The 17,943-nt window shown below is 60.8% G+C and carries 20 protein-coding genes; 11 read left to right on the top strand and 9 right to left on the bottom strand.

The window, feature by feature from the left end:
• Positions 1–8: 8 nt before the first annotated feature.
• Entirely contained in the window at positions 9–932 is a 924-nt protein-coding gene (locus tag ACWHXD_RS22095) for a PA3225 family LysR-type transcriptional regulator (protein ID WP_003193120.1), read from the bottom strand.
• Between the two features lie 49 nt (positions 933–981).
• Here ACWHXD_RS22095 and ACWHXD_RS22090 point away from each other — a divergent pair, with 49 nt between their 5' ends.
• From ACWHXD_RS22090 to ACWHXD_RS22080, 3 genes are all read left to right on the top strand, one after another.
• Positions 982–1,296 carry a 3-phosphoglycerate kinase gene (locus ACWHXD_RS22090; RefSeq protein ID WP_138762328.1) on the top strand — a complete coding sequence of 105 codons (315 nt, stop codon included), beginning with the start codon at positions 982–984 and terminating at the stop codon, positions 1,294–1,296.
• Positions 1,297–1,447: 151 nt separating this feature from the next.
• Positions 1,448–2,047, top strand: coding sequence for an FMN-dependent NADH-azoreductase (locus ACWHXD_RS22085; protein ID WP_138762327.1), 600 nt, complete (start codon positions 1,448–1,450; stop codon positions 2,045–2,047).
• Positions 2,048–2,249: 202 nt separating this feature from the next.
• Positions 2,250–3,119, top strand: coding sequence for a carboxylate/amino acid/amine transporter (locus ACWHXD_RS22080; RefSeq protein WP_138762326.1), 870 nt, complete (start codon positions 2,250–2,252; stop codon positions 3,117–3,119).
• Here the strand turns inward: ACWHXD_RS22080 and ACWHXD_RS22075 are convergent.
• Together ACWHXD_RS22075 and ACWHXD_RS22070 are read right to left on the bottom strand one after the other, a co-directional pair.
• Entirely contained in the window at positions 3,076–4,104 is a 1,029-nt protein-coding gene (locus ACWHXD_RS22075) for an NADP-dependent oxidoreductase (protein ID WP_138762325.1), read from the bottom strand. The genes ACWHXD_RS22080 and ACWHXD_RS22075 overlap by 44 nt on opposite strands.
• Positions 4,105–4,165: 61 nt before the next feature.
• Positions 4,166–4,954, bottom strand: coding sequence for an SDR family NAD(P)-dependent oxidoreductase (locus tag ACWHXD_RS22070; protein ID WP_138762324.1), 789 nt, complete (start codon positions 4,952–4,954; stop codon positions 4,166–4,168).
• Between the two features lie 125 nt (positions 4,955–5,079).
• On the opposite strand from ACWHXD_RS22070, the gene ACWHXD_RS22065 reads away from it, so the two are divergent.
• On the top strand, positions 5,080–5,646 hold the full coding sequence (locus tag ACWHXD_RS22065; protein WP_056786582.1) for a TetR/AcrR family transcriptional regulator: 567 nt from the start codon (positions 5,080–5,082) through the stop codon (positions 5,644–5,646).
• Between the two features lie 16 nt (positions 5,647–5,662).
• Here the strand turns inward: ACWHXD_RS22065 and ACWHXD_RS22060 are convergent, their stop codons facing one another.
• Positions 5,663–6,955 (bottom strand): mechanosensitive ion channel family protein, encoded by a 1,293-nt coding sequence (locus ACWHXD_RS22060; RefSeq protein WP_138762323.1) that lies wholly within the window; start codon positions 6,953–6,955, stop codon positions 5,663–5,665.
• Between the two features lie 192 nt (positions 6,956–7,147).
• Here ACWHXD_RS22060 and ACWHXD_RS22055 point away from each other — a divergent pair, with 192 nt between their 5' ends.
• A complete protein-coding gene (locus tag ACWHXD_RS22055; RefSeq protein WP_003193110.1) occupies positions 7,148–8,494 on the top strand; it encodes a DEAD/DEAH box helicase in 1,347 nt (448 codons plus the stop codon).
• Positions 8,495–8,558: 64 nt separating this feature from the next.
• Here ACWHXD_RS22055 and ACWHXD_RS22050 read toward each other — a convergent pair whose 3' ends face one another.
• A complete protein-coding gene (locus ACWHXD_RS22050) occupies positions 8,559–8,828 on the bottom strand; it encodes a hypothetical protein (RefSeq protein ID WP_138762322.1) in 270 nt (89 codons plus the stop codon).
• Between the two features lie 153 nt (positions 8,829–8,981).
• Between ACWHXD_RS22050 and ACWHXD_RS22045 the strand changes: the two genes are divergently transcribed.
• From ACWHXD_RS22045 to ACWHXD_RS22035, 3 genes are all read left to right on the top strand, one after another.
• Positions 8,982–9,371, top strand: coding sequence for a hypothetical protein (locus tag ACWHXD_RS22045; RefSeq protein WP_032895863.1), 390 nt, complete (start codon positions 8,982–8,984; stop codon positions 9,369–9,371).
• 126 nt (positions 9,372–9,497) lie between these two features.
• Entirely contained in the window at positions 9,498–11,237 is a 1,740-nt protein-coding gene (locus tag ACWHXD_RS22040; RefSeq protein WP_138762321.1) for a copper resistance system multicopper oxidase, read from the top strand.
• A gap of 10 nt (positions 11,238–11,247) precedes the next feature.
• Entirely contained in the window at positions 11,248–12,075 is an 828-nt protein-coding gene (locus ACWHXD_RS22035) for a copper resistance protein B (RefSeq protein ID WP_138762320.1), read from the top strand.
• 13 nt (positions 12,076–12,088) lie between these two features.
• Here ACWHXD_RS22035 and ACWHXD_RS22030 read toward each other — a convergent pair whose 3' ends face one another.
• The 3 genes from ACWHXD_RS22030 to ACWHXD_RS22020 all read right to left on the bottom strand — a co-directional run bounded on the left by ACWHXD_RS22030 (position 12,089) and on the right by ACWHXD_RS22020 (position 14,136).
• Positions 12,089–12,955 (bottom strand): DUF6279 family lipoprotein, encoded by an 867-nt coding sequence (locus ACWHXD_RS22030; RefSeq protein ID WP_138762319.1) that lies wholly within the window; start codon positions 12,953–12,955, stop codon positions 12,089–12,091.
• A 66-nt stretch (positions 12,956–13,021) separates the two neighbouring features.
• The gene (locus tag ACWHXD_RS22025; RefSeq protein ID WP_044275019.1) at positions 13,022–13,744 is read right to left on the bottom strand and encodes a TorF family putative porin; all 723 of its coding nucleotides are present in this window, start codon (positions 13,742–13,744) and stop codon (positions 13,022–13,024) included.
• A gap of 212 nt (positions 13,745–13,956) precedes the next feature.
• Positions 13,957–14,136 (bottom strand): PFL_1563 family small protein, encoded by a 180-nt coding sequence (locus ACWHXD_RS22020; protein WP_003193095.1) that lies wholly within the window; start codon positions 14,134–14,136, stop codon positions 13,957–13,959.
• Positions 14,137–14,459: 323 nt separating this feature from the next.
• Here ACWHXD_RS22020 and ACWHXD_RS22015 point away from each other — a divergent pair, with 323 nt between their 5' ends.
• Positions 14,460–15,296 carry a CvfB family protein gene (locus tag ACWHXD_RS22015; RefSeq protein ID WP_019820451.1) on the top strand — a complete coding sequence of 279 codons (837 nt, stop codon included), beginning with the start codon at positions 14,460–14,462 and terminating at the stop codon, positions 15,294–15,296.
• Between the two features lie 111 nt (positions 15,297–15,407).
• Positions 15,408–15,806 (top strand): DUF2177 family protein, encoded by a 399-nt coding sequence (locus ACWHXD_RS22010; RefSeq protein WP_138762318.1) that lies wholly within the window; start codon positions 15,408–15,410, stop codon positions 15,804–15,806.
• Here ACWHXD_RS22010 and ACWHXD_RS22005 read toward each other — a convergent pair.
• Positions 15,750–16,928 carry an MFS transporter gene (locus ACWHXD_RS22005; protein WP_138762317.1) on the bottom strand — a complete coding sequence of 393 codons (1,179 nt, stop codon included), beginning with the start codon at positions 16,926–16,928 and terminating at the stop codon, positions 15,750–15,752. The two genes, ACWHXD_RS22010 and ACWHXD_RS22005, sit on opposite strands and share 57 nt — an antisense overlap.
• A 104-nt stretch (positions 16,929–17,032) precedes the next feature.
• On the opposite strand from ACWHXD_RS22005, the gene ptrR reads away from it, so the two are divergent.
• Positions 17,033–17,926 carry a putrescine utilization regulator PtrR gene (gene ptrR, locus ACWHXD_RS22000; protein ID WP_032895875.1) on the top strand — a complete coding sequence of 298 codons (894 nt, stop codon included), beginning with the start codon at positions 17,033–17,035 and terminating at the stop codon, positions 17,924–17,926.
• The last annotated feature ends 17 nt before the right edge of the window (positions 17,927–17,943 follow it).

Genomic DNA, 17,943 nt, shown 5'->3' with positions numbered 1-17,943 from the left:
ACTCCGTTTCAGGCTTGTTGAGGGGCGGCAAAGGGCGCGTCCAAGGGGGCGGTGTCAAAGGTGCGCAGCAATTCCACGAGGATCTGCGTGGCGGGCCCCAGGGGTTTGTCTTTGTTGGAGTACAGGTAAAAGGTCGGGTTGCGACTGCCGCCTTTTTCCAGGGGCAACTGCTTGAGCACGCCTTCCTTGAGTTCGCGCTCGATCATGTGCCGGGGCAGCCAGGCAAAGCCCAGGCCGCTGCCGACGAAGGTGGCGGCGGTCGCGAGGCTGCCAACGGTCCAGCGCTGTTCGGCGCCGAGCCAGCCGACGTCGCGTGGTTGCTGGCGGCCGGAGTCGCGGATCACCACCTGCATCTGGCTTTCAAGGTCGTGAAAACTCAGCTCACGGTTGAGGCGATGCAGCGAGTGATCGGGGTGGGCCACGGCGACAAACTCCACATCGCTCATTTCCGTGCCCAGGTAGCCGGGGATGATAAACCCGCAAATGGCCAGGTCCGCCATGCCGTCGAGCAGCAACTCTTCGACGCCAGACAGCACTTCTTCGCGCAGGCGCACCCGGCAGCCCCGGCTTTGCGGCATAAAGGCGGTTAACGCGCGAACCAGACGTGCGCTGGGGTAGGCGGCATCCACCACCAGGCGCACTTCGGCTTCCCAGCCCTGTTCCATATGGTGGGCGAGGTCTTCCAACTGGCTGGCGTTTTTCACCAACTGGCGGGAGCGACGCAGCAGCACTTCACCGGCCTCGGTCAGCACCGCTTTGCGCCCGTCAATGCGCAGCAGCGGGACGCCAAGTTGGTCCTGCATGCGCGCCACGGTGTAGCTCACCGAAGATTGCGAACGGTGCAGCGCTTCGGCGGCTTGGGCAAAGCCGCCATGGTCGACCACGGCTTGCAAGGTGCGCCATTGATCGAGGGTAACGCGGGGCGCTTTCAAGATGAGCTCCTCTTGTCCTAAGCTGGCGGTCCTTATTGGAGACTGCCGAATGAGAAAATTGTGTTGTGTGTTGCTGGCGCTGCTGCCGATGAGCGCGTTTGCCTATCCTATCGACGTGACGAAAAAGATCGATGGCGTCAGCATTGATTACACCGCGTCCGATGTGGACGCAGACATCAGTTCCATCCAGCTAAGCAACTACGGCACCCGGGATGCTGTGTGTTCGGTAATCTTCACCAACGGCCCGGAATCGCCACGCCGCCGCACCGTGACCGTGCCAGCCGGCAAAAGCACCAACACCACGGCCAAGTTCAACCGCTCCATCATCAAGATGCGTATTGCCCTGGACTGCGCGCCAAAATAAAGCAGCAGCGGAGCATGCCCACAGGAATACTCCGCATATAAACAAATTTCTAGATGGGTTGTAGCAGTTTTTTGCGCTTTTTTATCGAATGGGCCCTGGTTAACCTTCTCTCCATCGACTTACAGCAATTACCGATGGAGCCTACGAAGCCATGTCCAATGTCCTGATCATCGAAAGCAGTGCGCGCCAGCAGGATTCGATTTCCCGCCAGCTCACCCAACAGTTCATCAGCCAATGGCAAGTCGCCCATCCGGCAGACAGCATCACCGTGCGTGACGTCGCGCTCAATCCGGTACCCCACCTGGATGCCAACCTGCTGGGTGGCTGGACGAAGCCGGCGGAGCAGCGTAACGACGACGAACAGGTGTCCCTGGACCGCTCCAACGAGTTGACTGACGAACTGCTGGCCGCCGACGTGTTGGTGATGGCCGCGCCGATGTACAACTTCGCCATCCCCAGCACCCTCAAAGCCTGGCTGGATCATGTATTGCGGGCCGGTGTGACCTTCAAGTACACCGCCACCGGGCCCCAGGGTTTGTTGACCGGCAAGCGCGCCATCGTGCTCACCGCGCGCGGTGGTATCCACACCGGCGCCACTTCGGATCACCAGGAACCGTACCTGCGCCAGGTCATGGCATTTATCGGCATTCATGACGTCACCTTCATTCACGCCGAAGGCGTCAACCTGGGCGGCGACTTCCAGGAGAAGGGTGTCAACCACGCCAAGGCACTGCTGGCCCAGGTGGCCTGAGGCGTTAATCGTCAGATAATCCCGTGCTGCTTATATAGCCCCACGCAAACCCTTCAAGTACGCGTATCGAACCTCCCTTTGCACTTTTTGCTCCTGAGTGCTCCTGCCCGACTGCCGCTTTAGCGAGGTCGGGTTTTTTTGTGCCGAGTTTCTTCAAACCCCAAAAAGCTTTAATGTCGCGCCCATTCGAAACGAGGCGCGCATGGGCTATCTACTGGTTGTCACCCTGATTCAGGCATTTTCCTTCAGCTTGATCGGCGAATACCTCGCCGGTCACGTCGACAGCTACTTTGCCGTGCTGGTGCGTGTGGTGCTGGCCGGGCTGATCTTTATTCCGCTGACACGCTGGCGCTCGGTGGAGCCCGCGTTCATGCGCGGCATGTTGGTGATCGGTGCATTGCAGTTCGGCGTGACCTACGTCTGCCTGTACCTGAGCTTTCGCGTGCTGACGGTGCCGGAAGTGCTGCTGTTCACCATCCTCACACCGCTGCATGTGACGCTGATCGAGGACGCGCTTAATCGCCGCTTCAATCCCTGGGCGCTGGTCGCGGCCCTGGTGGCGGTGGGTGGTGCGGCGGTGATTCGTTTCGATCAGATCACCCCGCACTTCCTGATGGGGTTCTTGCTGCTGCAATTGGCCAACTTCACCTACGCCGCCGGGCAAGTCATGTACAAGCACCTGGTGGCGCGTTATCCCAGTGACCAGCCGCACTTTCGGCGTTTCGGTTATTTCTACCTGGGCGCTTTGTTGGTGGTGTTGCCGGCGTTCCTGCTGTTCGGCAAGGCTGACTTCCTGCCGCAAGCGCCGCTGCAATGGGGTGTGCTGGTGTTCCTCGGGTTGGTCAGCACCGCGCTGGGCATGTACTGGTGGAACAAGGGCGCCTGCCTGGTCAATGGCGGCACCCTGGCGGTGATGAACAACCTGCATGTGCCGGTGGGGTTGCTGCTGAACCTGCTGATCTGGAACCAGCACGAACCGCTGGGCCGCTTGGCCCTGGGCGGTCTGGTGATTCTGGGGGCGGTGTGGATCAGCCGGCTGGGTGTGCGTCGGGCGCTGCCGTCGCCATTGTGATCACCACCTTGCCTTTGGCGCGGCCTTGTTCCACATAGTCCAGGGCCGCGGCTGTGGATTCTAACGGGAAGGTTCGGTCGATGACTGGCCGGATAATCCCGGACTCGACCAGCGCGGTGATTTCATCCAGTTGTGCGCCACTGGCACGCATGAAGACAAAGTCATAGCTCACGCCTTGCTTGCGTGCTTTCCTGCGGATACCGCTGCTCAACACACCCATGACCAGGCCTAATACCCATGGCAGGTTCTGGGTACGGGCGAAGGCGGGCGTCGGCGGCCCGGAGATGGAGATGAGCTGACCGCCGGGCTTGAGAATCTTCAGTGACTTGGCCAGCGCATCCGCGCCAAGGCTGTTCAGCACCACATCGTAATCTCGCAACACGGCCTCGAAGGCTTGCTGTTTGTAGTCGATCACCACATCCGCGCCCAACGCCTTGACCCACTCCACATTGGCGGTGCTGGTGGTGGTCGCGACAAAAGCGCCCAAATGCTTGGCCAGTTGGATGGCGACACTGCCCACCCCGCCTGAGCCGGCATGAATGAACACCTTCTGGCCTTTCTTCAGCTTCGCGGTTTCCACCAGCACCTGCCACGCCGTCAGCGCGACCAGGGGCAAGGACGCGGCTTGCTCCATGGTGATGTTGTCGGGTTTGCGCGCCAGTGCGTCTTCGCGCACGGCAATCAACTCGGCGAAGGTGCCGATACGCTGCTGGGGCGGGCGGGCGTAGACTTCGTCCCCCGGCTTGAAGCGTTGTACCGCCGCGCCGACGCTGAGCACCATGCCAGCCAGGTCATTGCCCAGTGTCAACGGCAACGCATACGGCAGGATCAGTTTGAATTCGCCCTTGGCGATCTTTGCATCCAGCACATTGACGCTGCTGGCCCGCACCTGAACCAGCACGTCGTGCTCACCCACGATAGGCGCGGGGGCCTCAATGAGGCGGCCGGGCTGTTTGCCGTACCGTTCGATGGAAAATGCCTTCATGGTTCAACGCTCGTTGCTTGGCTGAGAAGGGCAGGCGCGGAGCACGCCTGCTACCGGTTGATCAGGCGTTGGCCAGGTAACGCTCGGCAACCTGGGACTGCTTGATCTGCGCCAGCAGGCCTTGTCGCGCAGCTTGCAACGCATCCCAGCGGGCACCGTCCTGCAACGGCGGAATGGTCACCGGCTCGCGGCGATCAAACCCCACCAGCGCTGCGTCCACCAGATCACCTACTTCCATCACGTCCGTGAGGGTGTTGATATCGATGCCCGCACGTTCCCAGATCTCGGTACGCGTGGCGGCGGGCAGCACGGCTTGCACGTACACGCCTTTGGGCGCCAGTTCCAGGCTCATGCCCTGGGACAGGAACAGCACGAACGCCTTGGTCGCGCCGTAGACCGTCATGCCGAATTCCGGGGCCAGGCCCACTACTGAGCCAATGTTGATGATAGCGCCGTTGCCCGCTGCCGCCAGGCGCGGGGTGATGGCACTGGCCAGGCGTACCAGCGCGGTGGTGTTGAGGGCGACCAACTGCGCGACGCTGTCGGTGGATTGTTCGATAAAACCGCCGGACTGTGCGGCGCCGGCATTGTTGATCAGGGTGCCAATGCTGGCGTCATCACGCAGGCGGGCTTCAACCACTGCCAGGTCCGCGCTCTGGGTCAGGTCGGCCGGGAGGATATCAATGCTGACGGCATGCTGTTCACGCAGTCGGGCGGCGAGCGCTTCCAGGCGCGTGACGTCACGGGCGACCAGTACGAGGTCGTGGCCGCGTGCTGCAAAGCGTTCGGCATAGGCGGCGCCAATGCCGGTCGAAGCGCCAGTGATCAGAACAGTGTTGGAAGTGCTCATGGTGTGATGCTCTGTGAGTGCGAGGAGGTTTTATGATGTCGATCATAATCAAAGCTGTCAACGGTTTTGATTATGATCGACATCATAGTAATATGCCTATCTCGCACGCTGGCAGGACCACTGACATGAAGATCACCAAGGCGCAGTCACAGAACAATCGAGCCCATATCGTCGCGACAGCTTCCGAGCTGTTCCGCGAGCGGGGTTTTGATGGGGTGGGCGTGGCCGAGCTGATGGCCGCGGCCGGGTTTACCCAGGGCGGCTTTTACAAGCACTTCGGTTCCAAGGCGGACCTGATGGCGGAAGCCGCCGCCAACAGCCTGGCGCAGTCATTGGCCGACAGCGCAGAGATGGAGGTGGAGCAGTTTTTCGAGGTTTACCTGTCCCGTCAGCACCGCGATCATCGCGGCGGCGGATGCACCTTGGCGGCGTTGTGTGCCGATGCTGCCCGTCAATCGGACACGCTGAAGGCGACCTTTGCCAACGGCTTGGAAAACACCCTGCAAGCCTTGGAAGCAAAGTACAACGCGGCTCATGAAACGCCACAAGAAGGCGTGCGCGCGAAAATGCTCGACAGCATGGCCCATGCCATCGGCGCAATCATGCTGTCGCGGGCGTGCCCGGATGATTCCGCCCTGGCCGATGAAGTGCTTGAAGTGTGCCGCAAGGAGATTACGGCATCACTGCCGTAATCCCGTTCGCATCACCTCATGCCGTTTCGGCGACGGGCACCGGCATGGCCCCAGCCAACGCCGGCAGCACGCCGGCGCGCAGGTCATTGCCGCTCGGCTGCTGATACAGGCTCAGCCCGAACTCCGGCAACACGGCCAATAGGTAATCGAAGATATCGCCCTGAATCCGCTCGTAATCGCCCCACGCCGTGGTGCGGGTAAAGCAGTAGATCTCCAGCGGCACGCCCTGGGCGGTGGTTTGCATCTGGCGCACCATGCAGGTCATGTTCGGCTGAATGTCCGGGTGACTTTGCAGGTACGCCAGGGCGTAGGCGCGGAAGGTGCCGAGGTTGGTCATGCGCCGACGGTTGGCCGACAGTTGCGCGCTGTGGCCCTGGGCCTCGTTCCAGGCCTTGAGTTCGGCCTGTTTGCGGCTGATGTAGCCGCTGAGCAGGTGCACCTGGGTCATGCGCACTTCTTCCTCATCGTTCAGGAAGCGCACGCCGCTGGCGTCGATGTACAGGCTGCGCTTGATACGGCGCCCACCGGAGGCCTGCATGCCACGCCAGTTTTTGAACGACTCGGACATCAAGCGCCAGGTGGGGATGGAGACGATGGTCTTGTCGAAGTTCTGCACCTTCACCGTGTGCAGGGTGATATCCACCACATCGCCATCGGCTCCGACCTGGGGCATTTCGATCCAGTCACCCACGCGAAGCATGTCGTTGCTGGTCAATTGCACGCTGGCGACGAACGACAGCAGGGTGTCCTTGTACACCAACAGAATCACCGCCGACATCGCACCCAGGCCCGACAGCAGCAACAGCGGCGAGCGGTCGATCAGGGTGGCGACGATGATGATCGCGCCAAACACGAACAGCACCATTTTCGCCAATTGCACATAGCCCTTGATCGAGCGGGTGCGTGCGTGTTCGGTGCGTGCGTAGATATCCAGCAGCGCGTTGAGCAGGGCGCTCATGGCCAGCACCATGAACAGAATGCTGATCGCCAGGGCCACGTTGCCGATGAACAGGATGGCGGTCTTGCTCAGGTCCGGTACCAGGTACAGGCCGAACTGGACCACCAGCGACGGCGTCATTTGCGCCAGGCGATGGAAGACTTTGTTGTGCCGCAGGTCGTTCAGCCAGTGCAGCGCCGGTTGCCGGCCGAGCAATTTGACCGCGTGCAGGATGAGGTAACGGGCGACCCGTCCCACCACCAATGCCACCACCAGCAACACCAGCAAACCAAGGCTGGAATGCAGGACCGGGTGTTCATCGAGGGTGCCCCAAAGGTCTTTGACGTTGAGCCAGAGCTGTTTGATATCCATGAGTGAACCGATTCTTCTTTAAGACAACACGGGGCGATTAGAGCATTTAAGTGCAACAAAGTTGACGCTCTGGACAAAATCGCTGACAAAAAAGCAGCTGATTAGCCCCGTTCGCGTAAAGAAACTCGGTTTGGGCGCGCGAAACCGGTAACCTATGCAGCTGATATTTTGTATTTCTTCGAGGTAGCACCCGTGTTTTCCCAATTCGCCCTGCACGAACGCCTGCTCAAAGCCGTGGCCGAGCTTAAATTTGTCGAGCCTACGCCTGTGCAAGCAGCGGCCATCCCGCTCGCGCTGCAAGGGCGTGACCTGCGGGTGACGGCGCAAACCGGCAGCGGCAAGACCGCCGCTTTCGTCCTGCCGGTGCTCAACCGCCTGATCGGCCCAGCCAAGGTGCGCGTCAGCATCAAGACCCTGATCCTGCTGCCGACCCGCGAGCTGGCCCAGCAGACCCTGAAGGAAGTCGAGCGTTTCTCGCAGTTCACCTTCATCAAGTCCGGCATCATTACCGGTGGCGAAGACTTCAAGGTCCAGGCCGCGATGCTGCGCAAGGTGCCGGATATTCTGATCGGCACCCCAGGGCGCATGATCGAGCAGCTCAACGCTGGCAACCTTGACCTCAAGGAAGTCGAAGTGCTGGTGCTCGACGAAGCCGACCGCATGCTCGACATGGGCTTTGCCGATGATGTGCAACGTCTGGTCGGCGAGTGCGTCAACCGCCAGCAGACCATGCTGTTCTCCGCCACCACCGGTGGTTCGACCCTGCGCGACATGGTCGCCAAGGTGCTGAACAACCCTGAGCACTTGCAGGTCAACAACGTCAGCGACCTGAACGCCACCACGCGTCAGCAGATCGTCACCGCTGACCATAACGTGCACAAAGAACAGATCCTGAACTGGTTGCTGGCCAACGAGACCTACCAGAAGGCCATCGTGTTCACCAACACCCGTGCCGCCGCCGACCGTATCTACGGGCGCCTGGTTGCGCAGGAATACAAGGCGTTCGTGCTGCACGGCGAGAAAGACCAGAAGGACCGCAAGCTGGCCATCGACCGTCTCAAGGCGGGCGGCGTGAAGATCCTGGTGGCCACCGACGTTGCCGCACGCGGCCTCGACGTGGACGGCCTGGACCTGGTGATCAACTTCGACATGCCACGCAGCGGCGACGAATACGTGCACCGCATCGGCCGTACTGGCCGGGCCGGCAACGATGGCCTGGCCATCTCGCTGATCTGCCACGGCGACTGGAACCTGATGTCGAGCATCGAACGCTACCTGAAGCAGTCGTTCGAGCGCCGCACCATCAAGGAAGTCAAAGGCACGTACACCGGGCCGAAGAAGGTCAAGGCATCGGGCAAGGCCGTTGGCGTGAAGAAGAAAAAGACCGACGCCAAGGGCGACAAGAAGAAAACCGGCGCCAAGTCGCCGACCAAGCGCAAGATCGCCAACCGGCCGAAGACCGACAACCTGTCGCTCGTCAGCAAGGACGGCATGGCGCCGCTCAAGCGCCGCAAGCCAGAAGCACCGGCTGCCGAATAAGCAGGCGGGCCTAAAAAAACCGGACGATGTCCGGTTTTTTTTCGCCATCAGCGTCCCGCTGTGCTCAACGCTTCCCCGCAGCTTCTCTGAGCTCCTTGAGCCGCGCATCGATCAACTGGCACTTGTCGGGAAACTCGGCGCTTTCGGTATCCAGGTCCATCTTCTGCAGCTGGTCATTCATCTCCTTGGCCTTGGTCGGGTCCTGCTCTGTGAGCTTGGTCACTTCCTTGGCCAGTTCTTCGCGCTTGGCGGTGGCCTCCTCGGGGGTGCAGGCCCAGGCGGGCAGGGCGCTTAACAGCGTGGCGGCGAGGGTCAGCTTCAGCAAGGTTTTCATGGTCGGACTTCCTTGGCAGTGATGTGCAGTTGAGGTGGCGAACCTCTGGAAAGTTCAGAGAAATGACGCCCGTCCGTTCGGTTGAACGGCCAGTGCCAGGACGTGTCACTCCCTTAGACGGGCTAACTCCATCGGCCTGCAGGAGGAATCAGGATGAAGGCTTACAATTGGGATCTGATCGAACGTCTGCTGCATGAAGTGCAGAACGGCGAGGGCAGCTTTGCCCCGCGCAAATACGCCGAGCAGGAGGCTGCCGAGAAGGCGACGGCCGGCGAGGACACTGGCAACCTGGATGCGCTGAAGAAGACCGCTGCCGATTACGAGGCGCTGCTATTCAAGCGTGGCTTTATCGAGTCGCGGCCGGAGGAAGAGGGCGGCAATGGCGAGAACTTCATCCTCACGGGCCTGGGTGCGCAACTGCTGGCGCTGATCGACAGCTCGATTCCGGGCAATGATCATCCGCGCCAGGTGTTGGATGAGCAGGCTGACGCGCTTGATCCGGCAACGTTCGCTGAGGTGGCCTCCAAAGCCCAGATCGCCTGATCCTCTTATGCCCCGGCGCCCCCGAGGGTGCCGGGTGAACCTGTCGAATCGGTAATCTGCCGCTAAGGTTGCTGACAGCCGGCGACTTCTAATCTGCTGCCATTCAACTCACGGACTTGAATCGGCATGCACTCCACAACCTCCAGACGCACATTCGTCAAAGGCCTGGCCGCAGGCGGCCTGCTGGGCGGGCTCGGGCTTTGGCGCCCGCCGGTGTGGGCGCTGACCAGCCCCGGCCAGCCCACGGTACTCGCCGGTAGCGAATTTGACCTGTTTATTGACCAGACCCCCGTCAACCTGACAGGCCAACCGCGCACCGCGTTGACCGTCAATGGCAGCCTGCCCGGCCCGCTGTTGCGCTGGCGCGAAGGCGACACCGTGACCCTGCGCGTGAAAAACCGCCTCGGGGAGCCCACCTCGATCCACTGGCACGGCATCCTGCTGCCATCGACCATGGACGGCGTGCCCGGCCTGAGCTTCAAGGGCATCGAGCCGGGCGGTCTTTATGTCTACCAGTTCAAGGTCAAGCAGCACGGCACCTACTGGTACCACAGCCATTCCGGGCTTCAGGAGCAGCAGGGCGTGTACGGCCCGCTGGTCATCGACCCCAAGGAGCCCGAGCCTTATAGCTACCAGCGCGATTACGTGGTGATGCTGTCGGACTGGACCGATGAAGATCCCGTCGCCCTGATGAAGACCCTCAAGAAGCAGTCCGATTACTACAACCTGCACAAACCCACCCTGGGCGATTTTATCCGGGATGTGGGTGAGCAGGGCTGGTCGGCGACCGCTGCCGACCGGCTGATGTGGGCACAAATGAAGATGAACCCCACCGACCTTGCGGACGTCAGCGGCGAGACCTACACCTACTTGCTCAACGGCCAGCCGCCAGGGCGGAACTGGACCGGGGTGTTCAAGCCGGGGGAAAAGATTCGCCTGCGCTTTATCAATGGCTCGGCGATGACCTATTTCGATGTGCGTATTCCCGGGCTGAAGATGACCGTGATCGCCGCGGATGGGCAGCCGGTGAAGCCGGTGAGCGTCGATGAATTCCGTATCGCCGTGGCGGAAACCTACGATGTGCTGGTCGAGCCCGTGGCAGAGGCCTACACCCTGTTTGCCCAGTCCATGGACCGCACAGGGTTTGCCCGTGGCACCCTCGCCCGGCAGGTGGGAGCGACGGCCTTGGTACCGCCGCTTGATCCGCGCCCGTGGCTGACCATGGACGATATGGGCATGGGCGGCATGGACCACGGCGCGATGGCCGATATGCCAGGCATGGAAGGCATGGAAGGCATGGAAGGCATGGAAGGCATGGATCACAGTGCGATGGGCATGGCGATGCAGAAACACCCCGCCAGCGAGCAGAACAACCCGCTGGTGGACATGCAAGCGATGAACCCGGTGCCCAAGCTGGACGACCCTGGAATCGGCCTGCGCAACAACGGCCGCCGCGTGCTCACCTATGCCGACCTGCGCAGTACCTTCGAAGACCCCGATGGCCGCGACCCCTCGCGCACCGTCGAATTGCACCTCACCGGGCATATGGAGAAGTTCGCCTGGTCGTTCAATGGCGTGAAGTTTTCCGATGCCGAGCCTCTGCAACTGACCTATGGCGAGCGCGTGCGGGTGGTGTTGGTCAACGACACCATGATGGCCCACCCGATTCACCTGCATGGCTTATGGAGCGACCTGGAGGACGAAAACGGCCAGTTCCAGGTGCGCAAACACACCATCGACATGCCTCCCGGCTCCCGTCGCAGTTATCGCGTCACCGCCGATGCCCTGGGGCGCTGGGCCTATCACTGCCACCTGCTGTACCACATGGAAATGGGCATGTTCCGTGAGGTGCGCGTGCATGAATAAGGAAGCGAGCATGAACCGTTGCGTTCTACCCGTTTGCATCGCCTTCGCCGCGCTGGGGTTCGCCCCATGGGCGTTGGCGGTCGAGGAGGAATTTCAGGGCATGAGCCCGGCGACGCCAGCGCTGACGCAAAGCCGTACGCCGATTCCGGCGCTGACCGACGCAGACCGTGCAGCGGTCTACAACGCGCCGGGAGGGCATCAGGTGCACGACAGCGGCGTGAACTCGATGCTGCTGATCAACCAGTTGGAATGGCAGGGCGGCGACGGCAACGCGCAGAGTTGGGACATCAAGGGTTGGGTCGGCGGTGACATCGACCGGCTGTGGCTACGCAGTGAAGGCGAACGCAGCGCTGGCCGCACTGAAAGCGCCGAAGCCCAAGCGTTATGGGGGCACGCTATCGGCCCGTGGTGGGACGTGGTCGGCGGCGTGCGCCAGGACTTCAAACCCGGTGACAGCCAGACCTGGGCAGCCTTTGGCCTACAAGGCATGGCGCTCTACAACTTCGAAGCCGAAGCCACGTTGTTTGTCGGCGAATCGGGGCATACCGCCGCACGCTTGGAAGGTGACTACGACATTCTGCTCACCAATCGCCTGATCCTGCAGCCTACCGCAGAACTCAATTTCTATGCGCAGAACGATCCGCAACGGGGTGTCGGTTCGGGCTTGTCAGAAAGTGAACTGGGCCTGCGCTTGCGCTACGAAATTCGCCGCGAGTTTGCGCCCTACGTTGGGGTCAGCTGGAACCGGGCTTATGGCCAGACCGCGCAATATGCACGGGACGACGATGAGGACGTTCACCAACTGCGCTGGGTGGTTGGCGTGCGCCTGTGGTTCTGACGGGAGGCTCGCATCAAGACTGTGCGCTTTTCAGGCATTTGAGTGCCTGGAAGTCGCTGCGGACCTTGTCGATTTTCTGGGTGAGTTTCAGGCGCTGCGCTGGAGAGCTTTGGGCCATCACGTCGACGAGCAAGCTGCGCGCGGCGGCTTCGGTCTGGGCGTAGGCGGTGCGGTATTGCGCGGTCCACAGGCTTTCGCGATCCACCAGCAGTTGCTGGATTTTCTGCGGGAAATCGGCACTGTGGCGTTGTTGCAGTGCCTCGATAAATTGCGCCTGCCAATGGGCGCGGTTGCCGATCCATGCCTGGTTTTGTGTGCCCAACTCGGCAGACCAGGCCGTCACGCGGTTTTGCTGGCCTGGGCTCAACGGGCCGATCCAGGCGTCCAGGCGCTTGCTCATGCGTTCGGCGCGTTCCTTGATTTGCTGGTCCAGCGGCGGTTTGAGGTATTCGTCCTGGCGTTTGCGCAGGTCCTTGGCCAGGGCATCGCTCATGTCCTTGACCTGCTGATCGTCCAGGCCTTGCAGCAATTGCACGGCTGAGGGCGTGATTTCCCGCGCGATCTCGGCAATTGCCTTTTTGGCTTCGACAGTACGGGTTTGCAATGCGGCGTCGGTGACCTGGTTACTGTCGACCATCTGCTGCAGGCGGTCGAGCCAGTCCAGGTAGCCAGGCAATTGCGTGGTGCAGTGCCAGGCCAGGTGTTCCTTGAGGGTGTCGTTGAACCAGCTCTTCTGCCCGGCATTCATGTCCAGGTAATCGTTGAGGGTCCAGGGGATGATCACGTCGAGGTTTCGGTAGGCCAGGCCTACGCGATTGCAGCCGGCGAGCACCAGGCTCAGGGTCAGCAGTACCACCAGGAATTTAAGCCGGCGCAACATGGGCAGGTCCTTGCATGGAGGGCGTTAATGCATGTGAACCTGCGCGGGGCGCGACAGTTCAGCCCATCAATAAAACGACCGTGCAGCCTTCAAGGTCAACAGCCCATCACATTGCGAATTGTGTCCGGAGTAGGCCGAGCAGTCACTGCCGCTGAGGCTGGAGCCGCTGTAGATGAGATCCAGGTCAATGCCTTTCCAGGCCCGGGAAAATTGCACCGACCAATCGCTGAAACTGCTGATGGCGCCGTTCTCTACCGAGACCGGCGTGCCCAGTTGATGGGTGGTGTACTTCATGCTGACGCCGATGCCAAAAGGCTGGGTGCCGCCCAGATCGGCAAACAGGGTGCTGTCCTGGCGGTCGGGGTCGTTGCTGAAAGACACGCCAAAGCGGTTGCCCAACAGGTTCAGCCCGCCGTAGAACTCCTGGCTGTCGAGGGGGCTGACCTTGGGGTAGCTGTAATGGATCAAGCCGACTTCGTAGCCCAGGGTCTGGTCGAACGGACGCTTGAAGCCCATGTAGGAGTCGACTTCAAGGTTATTGGCCGACGACAGGCCCATGTTTGGGGAAAACTGGCCGAAATACAGGCCGCTGTCGTGGGTAAGGTCCAGGCCACCATGGAACGAGTCGCTGCCAGGGGTGGTCGGCTTGACCAGGCCCTGGGCCATGGTACGGCTGGGGGTTGTACCTAACTTCAGGTCGAAGTCACCCAATTCGCGCTGGAAGATATGCGCTTGGGCCAAAGGACTGGCGACCAGAATGCTGACCACGAAAATACAGCGTTTAAGCATGCTTCACTCCATGAAAAGCGAGGAGCAGTAACGGAAGGATTCAGGCGGATGCCCGTGCTAGACGTGTGCAAGGATACCGGCGAATGCCAGGCGTTGAGGCCCGTTCGTCGATTAGCTGCGTATTGAAGGTGTCAGGAGGGGGTTACAACTCTAGTCCTAGCGCCTTGAAGGCAAGACGCTTAGGGACCAGATGCAGTGCGCGGGTAAGACTATTACTTCTTGCCCAGGCTGATCTGCTTGGACGGGCCGAAAGTCTGGCCGCTCACGCCCTTGGCAATTTGCTGGATTTCGCCGCCGGACTTGAGGAACGCAGCAATCTGGCTGTTGATCGATTCGCTGGTTTCAACGGCGGGAGCTGGCTTTGCTTTGCTGTTGGATGCTTTTACACGCATGGCGGCCACTAACCTGTAGAAAATTAACTTGGCCAGGCATCGTACAGGAAATACTTGACAATTGCTTGGCAAATATCCCTCAGGATTAATACGCAGCGCTGGAAATAGCCGAAGTTCAGCGCCGAAATAACGCGCTAACTTACTGTTTTAGCTGGAAACCACAGGTTGGGTGGCCCGTTGGTGGCCTGCTCAAAGTGAACCGAACGATCAGACGAGTGGGGCGCTGCCATTGGAACGCCATGCCAGCCCGCGATTTTTCAGGCGCGTGCGCGTGCAGGGCCCAACTCGGGTAGAATGCCGCCCACGCAATGAGGGTATTGGAAATGGCTTTAGTCGGGCGCTACAACAGCTTGCAAGTGGTCAAGCACACTAACTTTGGTTTGTACCTCGATGGTGCGCAAGATGGGGAAATCCTCTTGCCTAATCGGTATATCCCTAAAGATATTCCCAGTGAAGATGAAGACTGGCTCAACGTTTTCATTTATCTGGACAGCGATGACAAACTTATCGCCACCACCGAAAAACCCAAAGTTCAAGTCGGTGAATTCGCCAGTTTGAAAGTTGTGGAAGTCAACAGCATTGGCGTGTTCCTTGATTGGGGTTTGCCCAAGGATCTGCTGCTGCCGTACTCGGAAGAAAAACGCCAGCTGACCGCGGGTGAGTATTGCGTGGTGCACGTCTACCTCGACAAGCACACCAAGCGCATCACCGCCACCGCTCGCCTTGACCGTTACCTGGACAAGACGCCAGCCAACTACCAGGTGGGCCAGGAAGTCGACTTGCTGGTGGCCGAAGCCACCGACATGGGCTTCAAGGCGATCATCAACAACAAGCACTGGGGCCTGATCCACAAGAACGAAGTGTTCAAGTTCCTGCGCCCGGGCAAGGAAGAGAAGGGCTTTATCAAAGAGATCCGCGCCGATGGCAACATCAGCCTGAGCTTGCAGCCGGTGGGCCAGGAAGCGGCCTCCAGCCTGAACTCGAAGATCCTCGCCAAGTTGCGCGACAACAACGGCACCCTGCCGGTCAGCGACAAAAGCGACCCGGCGGTGATCAGCAACTTGTTCGGCGTGAGCAAGGGCAACTTCAAGAAGGCCATTGGCGCGCTCTACAAGCAGGGCCAGATCGTGATTCATGCGGACCGCATTGAACTAAGCTGAGTACACGCTGCTCTCCTGTAGGAGCGAGCTTGCTCGCGAAAATATTCCAGGCGCAGTGTGGCGTCGGATGTACGTTTTTCGCGAGCAAGCTCGCTCCTACAGGGTTGTGTCATGTCGAAAAGAACGGTTTTTGCCTACCTCGGCACCTTGCTCGCCTTCCTGGTCCTCGACGGCCTCTGGCTCGGCGTGCTCATGGGGCCTACCTACAAATCCCTGCTCGGCGCGCTGATGCTTGATCAGCCACGCCTGCTGCCTGCGGTATTGTTCTATCTCCTGTATGTCCTCGGTTGCGTAGTATTGGTGATCTTGCCCAGCGCCAGTTGGCAGCGCGCTGCGCGTTTGGGCGCCTTGCTTGGCCTGGTGGCCTACGGCACCTATGACCTGAGCAACTGGGCCACGCTTCAAGGCTGGTCTGCCGGGTTGGCACTGATGGATATGGCGTGGGGCACCTGCCTAACCGCCATTTGCTGCACCGTTGGCCACTTGTGTGCAAATCGGCTGCGCCGGTAGCGGCCGGTTGATCAGTACTGACCCGGCTAATAGCAACCCGGTACCGGCAACGACCAGCGCCGGTTGCAGGCCGCCACTGAGGTGGCTGCTGACCGACGCCAACAGGGGGCCGCTCAATTGGCCGACGGCGAAGCTGGCGGTCAGCAACCCCGTGCTGCGTTGGTAGCCATGGGGCGCGACTTCTCTGAGCCGCGCCATCACCAGTTGCATGCACGCCAGAAATGGCGCACCGCACAGCAACACGCCCAGCGCCAAGCCCCAGCCATTGCCAAGCAGGCAGGCGAACACCCCGGCCGCTTGCAGCCATAAAGTCGCCATCAACCAGCGACGGGTGGTATTCGGGTGCTTGCGGCGCAGGCTCGCCACCCCTACACCCAACGCGGCCGCCAAGCCAAAGCAGGGCCAGAACAGATCGGCCTGCCAGGCGCCTTGGAATTGTGCGCTGGCCATCTGCGACAGAAAGGTCGCCGGGATGATGTAGCCCAGGCCGTACAGGAAATAAATCCAGCACAGGTGCGCGATGCTGCCGTTGCTCCCCGCGCTGGCGACCTGGGTAACCGTGACGGCCGGTTTGGGTAAAAACGGCAGGATCGCCAGCAGCATCACCAGCGCCACCGTCCCGTAGAGCAACCACAGCGTGGTAGAGCTTTGCCCTAATAGGTTGGAAACCAACGCCAGCAGCCCCGTCAGCACAATCCCCAACCCCGGCCCTGCAAACACCAACGCACCCAGGCGCGGGCGCCCGGCGGCAATCGCCAGTGGCTGGCTCAGGCTGGTAATCATCACCAGGGCCCAGGCACTGGCGACCCCGGTGCCAAAGCGCAGCAACAAGTGCGGCCAGAACCCGTTAGCCCAGGAGGACGCCAGGGTCAGCAATACGCACAGCCACAACCCGCCGTAGAGGCGCCCGCGCACATGCTGATGGCTACGGGCAAAGATCGAGTCCACCGCGCCGACGAAATAACCCAGGTAGTTGGCGGCAGCGAGCAGGCCGGCGCCGGTCAGATCGATCTGGCCTTCACTGAGCAAATGCGGCATTTGCGGGGTCAGGGCGAAGCGGCCAATGCCCATGGCCATCATCAGGGCGACGAAGCTGGCGAGTAAACGAATCAGCGGAGACATGTTCAGGTTTCCTGCAAAGAAGCGAATGCCTTGCAGGCTAAGACGGATTGACTTTCTGTAAAATTGAATAATAGTGAGTAACTTGTTCAGTTTTGGAGAAAGTAATGGAGTTCAGTCAATTGCGCATTTTCCAGGCCGTGGCGGAAGAGGGCTCCATTACCCGCGCCGCCGAGCGCCTGCACCGCGTGCCCTCCAACCTGTCGACCCGGCTTAAACAAATGGAAGAGCAACTGGGCGTCGACCTGTTCGTGCGCGAGCGCCAGCGTTTGCAGCTTTCTCCGGCGGGCAAAGTACTGCTGGACTACAGCACCCGCCTGCTGGCGCTGCACGACGAAGCCCACGGCGCCGTACAAGGCGGGCAACCGGCCGGTGATTTCGTCTTGGGCAGCATGTACAGCACGGCCGCTGTGCATTTGCCGAGGCTGCTGGCGCGCTATCACAAGACCTACCCCATGGTGAACCTGCAGGTGCAGTCGGCGCCCAGTGGCGAGTTGCTGGAAGGGCTGATTACCGGGCGCCTGGACGCAGCCTTTGTCGACGGCCCGCTGACCATCGCCACCCTGGATGGCGTACCGCTGTGCGAAGAGCGCCTGGTGCTGATTTGCGAGGCCGACCATCCGCCGGTGCGCGGCCCCCAGGATGTGGCAGGCCGTGCGGTGTTCACGTTCCGGCGCAGTTGCGCCTACCGCACGCGCCTGGAAACCTGGTTTTCCCACGAGCGTGTGGCGATGGGGCGAGCCATCGAGATCGAGTCCTACCAAGGCATGCTCGCCTGCGTGATCGCAGGTTCCGGCGTGGCGTTGATGTCTGAGTCCATGCTCGCAAGCCTGCCCGGCAAGGACAGCGTGTCCGTTCATCCGCTGACCGGGCCTTTTGCCACTGCGACCACCTGGCTGATGTGGCGAAAGGGTATGCTCGGCGCTAACCTCAATGCATGGATCGACCTGCAGCAAGACGGTAATCCGCGATGCGTGCAAGACACACGTGCCATTGCTTGAACGATCCGTCAGGATTC

Source organism: Pseudomonas fjordensis (assembly GCF_976987115.1).
This window is presented reverse-complemented; position numbering and strand designations above follow the sequence as displayed.

Excerpts from the sequence above, each read along its gene's own strand:
- ACWHXD_RS22080 (WP_138762326.1), top strand. The coding sequence starts at position 2,250 with ATGGGCTATCTACTGGTTGTCACCCTGATTCAGGCATTTTCCTTCAGC.
- ACWHXD_RS22010 (WP_138762318.1), top strand. The coding sequence starts at position 15,408 with ATGTCGAAAAGAACGGTTTTTGCCTACCTCGGCACCTTGCTCGCCTTC.
- ACWHXD_RS22035 (WP_138762320.1), top strand. The coding sequence starts at position 11,248 with ATGAACCGTTGCGTTCTACCCGTTTGCATCGCCTTCGCCGCGCTGGGG.
- ACWHXD_RS22040 (WP_138762321.1), top strand. The coding sequence starts at position 9,498 with ATGCACTCCACAACCTCCAGACGCACATTCGTCAAAGGCCTGGCCGCA.
- ACWHXD_RS22030 (WP_138762319.1), bottom strand. The coding sequence starts at position 12,955 with ATGTTGCGCCGGCTTAAATTCCTGGTGGTACTGCTGACCCTGAGCCTG.
- ACWHXD_RS22065 (WP_056786582.1), top strand. The coding sequence starts at position 5,080 with ATGAAGATCACCAAGGCGCAGTCACAGAACAATCGAGCCCATATCGTC.
- ACWHXD_RS22050 (WP_138762322.1), bottom strand. The coding sequence starts at position 8,828 with ATGAAAACCTTGCTGAAGCTGACCCTCGCCGCCACGCTGTTAAGCGCC.
- ptrR (WP_032895875.1), top strand. The coding sequence starts at position 17,033 with ATGGAGTTCAGTCAATTGCGCATTTTCCAGGCCGTGGCGGAAGAGGGC.
- ACWHXD_RS22085 (WP_138762327.1), top strand. The coding sequence starts at position 1,448 with ATGTCCAATGTCCTGATCATCGAAAGCAGTGCGCGCCAGCAGGATTCG.
- ACWHXD_RS22045 (WP_032895863.1), top strand. The coding sequence starts at position 8,982 with ATGAAGGCTTACAATTGGGATCTGATCGAACGTCTGCTGCATGAAGTG.
- ACWHXD_RS22025 (WP_044275019.1), bottom strand. The coding sequence starts at position 13,744 with ATGCTTAAACGCTGTATTTTCGTGGTCAGCATTCTGGTCGCCAGTCCT.
- ACWHXD_RS22005 (WP_138762317.1), bottom strand. The coding sequence starts at position 16,928 with ATGTCTCCGCTGATTCGTTTACTCGCCAGCTTCGTCGCCCTGATGATG.
- ACWHXD_RS22090 (WP_138762328.1), top strand. The coding sequence starts at position 982 with ATGAGAAAATTGTGTTGTGTGTTGCTGGCGCTGCTGCCGATGAGCGCG.
- ACWHXD_RS22020 (WP_003193095.1), bottom strand. The coding sequence starts at position 14,136 with ATGCGTGTAAAAGCATCCAACAGCAAAGCAAAGCCAGCTCCCGCCGTT.
- ACWHXD_RS22015 (WP_019820451.1), top strand. The coding sequence starts at position 14,460 with ATGGCTTTAGTCGGGCGCTACAACAGCTTGCAAGTGGTCAAGCACACT.
- ACWHXD_RS22060 (WP_138762323.1), bottom strand. The coding sequence starts at position 6,955 with ATGGATATCAAACAGCTCTGGCTCAACGTCAAAGACCTTTGGGGCACC.
- ACWHXD_RS22070 (WP_138762324.1), bottom strand. The coding sequence starts at position 4,954 with ATGAGCACTTCCAACACTGTTCTGATCACTGGCGCTTCGACCGGCATT.
- ACWHXD_RS22075 (WP_138762325.1), bottom strand. The coding sequence starts at position 4,104 with ATGAAGGCATTTTCCATCGAACGGTACGGCAAACAGCCCGGCCGCCTC.